Here is a 5,141-nt window from a genome sequence, read left to right on the forward strand (position 1 = left end):
TTTTTAGCCCAATGGGTACCCCGTGAGTCTGATCAAGAAACGGTTGGTATCAGCCCTTAACTGACGACACGCCGTAGTATAGAAGAAATAAAAAAATATATGGAGAGCCTGAAAATGAAATTACATTGAAATCAGGAACAACAAAGGAGTTTATAGATAAAAAAATATACCAATTATTAATTATAAAAATGTATTTGTGAAATATGTGGTCTTTGCATAAGAAAATGAAAATTTTATTGTGCTTGGAATTAATGTTTTAAAGGATGGTACTGTAAAATTTATAAATGAAATTGAAAAAACAGATAAATATTTAAGAGAGTATGTTGGAACTATTACATCATATAGATATGGTATAGTTTTTAATTTGTTAGAATTATCTAATGGAGATAAGACGTTTACGGTTTTTTTTGAAAAGTGTAAACGATCGTTTCTACGATGATTCGAGAAGCCTTCAGGACTCAGACAGGCAACTCATCCGCGAGGAGCCCGATGATTCTGACGATTAAATGATACCAGCGCGAGCCGGAAGATTTCCCAAAGAAATCAAGAAGAAATACCCCAGCTCACGAAACGCCTGCAGGCACCGGCCGGAACCGGTACCTGATCTTCCCCCTCCCGATCTGCACCATATAAAACCGCCGCACTCCGCAAACTACGGACCATAACGTAAAACGGCAGGGTACCTTTCACCAGCCATACCGTTCAGTCTGTGGACGCAGCCCTGCCTTTACTCAAAACCGGGCAGAAGGCAGAACATCAGGATCAACCCGGAGGCAACGATGGCGGAAAAAGCAGAGATACTCATCGTCGGAGGCGGCGTCGCGGGACTGGCACTCGCCACCCGCCTCGGCGATCATCTCGGAAAATCCGGAAAGGCCCGGATCACGCTGATTGATAAAAGCTTCTCCCACGTCTGGAAGCCGATGCTGCACTGTTTTGCCGCAGGCACGGCAAGCAGCTCGGGAGACTGCGTCAGCTTCATGGCACAGGCCAGCAACCACCATTTCGAGTTCTGGCCGGGAGAGATCACCGCCCTCGACCGCAAAAACCACGAAGCCCTGCTCGGTCCCGTCCGCTCCGCAGATAACGAGATCGTCCTCGGAGAGCGCAAGGTCTCCTACGACGCCCTGATCCTCGCCATAGGCAGCTGCGCCAATGATTTCGGAACACCCGGGGTTGAGGAACACTGCCTGTTCATCGACAGCCTCCCCGACGCAACCGGCTTTAACGACAGATTCCGCATGGAACTCGTCCGCGCCTTCGCAACCGAAGACGAACTGGACATCGCCATAGTCGGCGGCGGCGCAACCGGAACGCAGCTTGCGGCGGAACTGCACAAGGCTCTCGACCTCGTGACGCTGCACTCCTTCGGAGACCGCCGCCCGGTCCAGAAAATCACACTGCTCGAAGCAGGCCCGCGCATCCTCCCGGGCTTCCCCGAAGAAGTCTCGGCAGCCGCAACAAAAGAGCTGGAAAGCCTCGGAATCAGGGTCATGACGTCGGCAATGGTCGCAGGCGCACAGGAAAACGGGCTGAGTCTCAAGGACGGAACCTTTGTCCAGGCCCGGCTGCGCGTCTGGGCCGCAGGCGTGAAAGCTCCGGACGCCACAAGGGATTTTGACGGACTCTCCCTGAGCAAGGCAGGCCAGATCCTGATAAAACCGAACCTGCAATCGATTGACGACGACAGGATCTTCGCGCTCGGAGACTGTTCCTATATCCAGGGAGAACCCCTGCCGCCGACAGCCCAGGTCGCCCGCCAGCAGGCCCACCACCTCGCACGGACCCTGCCGGACTGGCTGCTCCGTAAAAAGCCGATCCCGCCCTGCGTGTTTCGTAACAAAGGCGCGATCGTGGCTTTGGGCGACTATAACGGATGGGCCGCCCTGCCCGGAGGCACCGTGTTCGGCGGCGGCTTCCTGCGCGGCCTCAGTGCAAGACTGGGCCACATCATGCTCTACCGCCAGCACCAGGCGGAAATCTACGGCCTCTCGGGCAGCATACTCTCCTGCGTCGCGGACTGGATCGATAAAAGAGTCCGCCCCTCCGGCCGCCTCAGATAAACCCGATCCCCCTCCCTCCCGCCGGTCCGTCGGCGCAGGGTAGGGGAGTCCGCCTTACTTTCCGGCGCCCTTCGTGGCACCGGCCCCCTCCATCAGCCGGCGCGTCAGATATACCGCCTCAAGCGCACGCTCATGCGCGATCTCTTTCGCATTGGCGGTGCCGGAATGACCGCCCTCCGTATCCTCATAATAGAAAAACGGCTTGCCCAGCGCCTTCAGACGCGCCGCAAAGAGCCGGGCATGAACCGGTCCGACACGATCATCCTTCGTGGAGGTGAAAATGAACGGCACCGGGTAGTCCGTTTCCTTCCGCAGATGCTGCAGCGGAGAAATCTTCTGCAGAAACGCCTTTTCAGCAGGAACGGACACGGAGCCGTATTCATCAGCCCATGATGCCCCGGCCGCCATGGTCTCGTAATTCAGCATATCCAGCAGCGGCACGCCGATAATCACCGCATTCCACATTTCCGGATGCTGCGTGAACGCCACGCCGGCCAGCAGGCCGCCATTGGACCGCCCGCGAATACCCAGATGCGCGGCAGACGTAATGCCCCGGCTGACAAGATCCCGCCCCACGGCAAAGAAATCATCATACACACGCTGACGATGCGTCTTGCGCCCCGCCTCATGCCAGGCAGGACCATATTCCCCGCCTCCGCGAATACCTGCAACCACATACACACCGCCATGCTGCAGCCACAGACGCCCGATCTCCGGCGCATAAAGCGGCGTATAGGTTGCCTGAAACCCGCCATAGGCCGTCATCAGAACGGGATTCCCGCCATCATTCCTCATATCTTTCGGACTGACGATAAAATAGGGGATCTTCGTTCCGTCCGACGATGTCGCCCGGAACTGCCGGACCGTCATGGCTGAGGCATCAAACAGGGGAGGCATCTCCCGGATCTTCTCAGCCGTCCCCTGAGACCCGCCGGTCCCGGTCAGCCACAGCTCCGGCGGCGTCAGATAGCCCTCAACCGTCAGAAACGCATGATCAGACGCCCGGTCGGTATCAAGAACATGCACCGTAGACATATCCGGCAGAGGCAGCCGCAGCTTTTTCCAGGAAGCCCCGTCACGGGAGAAAACAAAAGCCGCACCCCGCACATTCTCAAGAACGGAGACTACAACAGTATTTCTCGTAATCCCGACATCCTGAACCGACTGCGTGGCATCCGGCGTGAATATGACATCGACATCCCGTCCGGGGTCGGACAGAGAGGCAGATACCAGACTGCCCGCAGGAATTTTCGCCCCGCCCTGCGGCGTCCAGTCCTCCGCCGTCGTCAGAACAAGACGCCCGTGCACAAGCCCCTGAATCTCGCTCCTGGAGGGCAGATCAAGCCAGCGCAGCGCAGGTGTCCCGCCCTGATCCGTCCCCTCAAGAACGGCATAACGCCCGCCGAAAAACGTCACCTCCCTGTGGATCAGAAAAACCCTGCGCCCGTCATCATCCGTCAGAACCAGAGGCGTCAAGGCAACATCGGTCTTCTCACCACGCACAACCTCATGCGCCTGGCTCAGGGGCTGATCCCGGCGCAAAAGCTGCACACTGAACGGATAGCCCGAAGCCGTCAGAAAGCTGCCATCCTCGGCCTGATCCCGCGCCACAAGCAGCGTGTCGCGATCCACCCAGACCGCCTGTTGCCGCCCCCGGGGAAGAGTAAATCCGTGCAGCACGAAAAGACCGGCCCGCGTGTCATATTCCCTGAGGGTAACAGCATCTTCCCCGGATTCAGACAGAGCGACCAGACAGAAACGTTCCTCCGGCTCCAGACATTCAGCACCCCGGAAAACCCAGTCCTTCTTCTCCCGCGCCGCCAGAGCATCAATGTCCAGACGCGTGGTCCACCCCGGAAGCGCATTGCTCAGAGAGGCCAGAACCGTATTACGCCAGATACCCCGCGGATGATGCGCATCCTGCCAGAAATCCCAGACCCGGCCATTGAGAAAACGAGGCCGGATCATACGCTCCGGATTCTCAAGAGCGGACAGCGCATCCCTGTAAAACCCGTCATAACGCGGATCAGACTCAAGATCGCCGGCCGTCCTCTGATTCTGTGCCCGGACCCAGCCCAGAGCCGCCGCCCCGTTCACCTCACTGAGCGCCGCCCGGTCAGGAATCACAGGATCCGCAGAAGCCGGACACGAAAAAAAAGAGCCCGCAGCAAGAGAAACAGCAAAAGCAGCGGAGAGAAGACGCGCGGAAAAAGACATAAACGCTCCGGGAATATCACGGGAACAGGCGCGCAGAGCATATCCGCCCGACCGCAGCGTGAACAGTGTATCCCGAAATATCCGCCCCCGCCCTGATCGCAGGGCTTTCTATTTTCCGCGTTCCCACTCTCTCAGGACAGCAGCATCCGGCGCGACTGCAGAGAGACCGGGCACGGGAGCGGGCATAGGGGGGGTGCGTGCGAAATAAGGGCGATAGCCCATAAGCGGTCTGACCGTACGAACCATCTGTGTGTACAGTTCGTGATCGGGTTCCGTTTCCCCAAGAAGAAAGTATGCGAGTGTTTTTCCGCTCGCAAAATCAAAACGATTCTGTTCACTCGTCGGCTCGATCGGCGGACACAGTCTGCCATCTGCGACCTCATCGCGCTTCTGGCAGTATTCCCTGAAAAACTCGTCTGTTTTCTCAAGTCCCGGACGATTGCGTTCTGCTGCAGCAATAAAGTCGTCCATCATGGACACGAGAAGCGGATAATGACGTGGTCTGATCAATCCGCGGCCAAGAAGAATCAGGATGATTTCAGCCATGGCACGGCTTACATCGTCGGAGTCGCGCACATCGCCGGAACCTGTAAGATATTTCATCTTACCGAAATAGGAACTGTCGAGCGGGATCGGCACCCTCCGGGCCTGAATTTCCTGCCGCAGCCAGAGCAGAAAATACACCAAACATCTAGAGGGTGTTATGCACTTTGCGTAAGTATTTCAGAACAGATGAAAGAATAATTCACGTAAATCATATCTATCTGATATCAACGAAGAAGAGTGGTCTCTGATTATTCCGTATCTTCTTTTGATGAAGGAAGACGCGGAACAACGCCGTCATGATCTGCGGGAACTGTT

The 5,141-nt window shown here is 56.5% G+C and carries 3 protein-coding genes; 1 reads left to right on the top strand and 2 read right to left on the bottom strand.

Annotated features, from left to right (window positions below):
* The first annotated feature begins 779 nt into the window (after nucleotides 1-779).
* Entirely contained in the window at nucleotides 780-2,063 is a 1,284-nt protein-coding gene (locus LOC54_RS11180) for an NAD(P)/FAD-dependent oxidoreductase (RefSeq protein WP_279313881.1), read from the top strand.
* Nucleotides 2,064-2,117: 54 nt separating this feature from the next.
* Here LOC54_RS11180 and LOC54_RS11185 read toward each other — a convergent pair whose 3' ends face one another.
* Both LOC54_RS11185 and LOC54_RS11190 read right to left on the bottom strand, forming a co-directional pair.
* The gene (locus LOC54_RS11185; RefSeq protein ID WP_279313882.1) at nucleotides 2,118-4,280 is read right to left on the bottom strand and encodes a prolyl oligopeptidase family protein; all 2,163 of its coding nucleotides are present in this window, start codon (nucleotides 4,278-4,280) and stop codon (nucleotides 2,118-2,120) included.
* A gap of 108 nt (nucleotides 4,281-4,388) precedes the next feature.
* Nucleotides 4,389-4,919, bottom strand: coding sequence for a hypothetical protein (locus LOC54_RS11190; RefSeq protein ID WP_279313883.1), 531 nt, complete (start codon nucleotides 4,917-4,919; stop codon nucleotides 4,389-4,391).
* Nucleotides 4,920-5,141 lie beyond the last annotated feature (222 nt).

The organism is Acetobacter sp. AN02 (assembly GCF_029759835.1).
Classification (GTDB): Bacteria; Pseudomonadota; Alphaproteobacteria; order Acetobacterales; family Acetobacteraceae; genus Acetobacter.